This window comes from Pseudomonas sp. AC463, from assembly GCF_979253585.1.
This window is the reverse complement of record NZ_CEEDDZ010001010.1, coordinates 1-246: the sequence shown is the minus strand read 5'-3', so window position 1 is coordinate 246 and position 246 is coordinate 1. Positions and strand designations below refer to the sequence as shown.

At 72.8% G+C, this 246-nt stretch carries 1 protein-coding gene; it reads left to right on the top strand.

The window, feature by feature from the left end; translation table 11 throughout:
- Positions 1-232, top strand: a 232-nt coding sequence (locus AC0IYH_RS33285; RefSeq protein WP_471838680.1) for a hypothetical protein, incomplete at its 5' end; no start/stop codon positions are given.
- Positions 233-246 lie beyond the last annotated feature (14 nt).

Below are 246 nucleotides of genomic sequence, written 5' to 3'. Positions count from 1 at the left end.
CTCGCGGCTCGGCGTCGGGCCGGTACTCGGCCAGCTCCAGGGCAGCTATCTCGACAGCGGCGTCACCGCGCGCCTCGGGCTGGGTGCGATCGGGATCAGCGCGGGCGTGACGAACCTGACGAACGAGCGCGGCAACCGCTTCGCGCTCGGCACGCCGTTCACCACCGGCCGCGATCAGGTCACGCCGCTGCGGCCCCGGACGGTCCGGCTGGGACTCGACGCGGCATTCTAGATATCGCCCAGCCC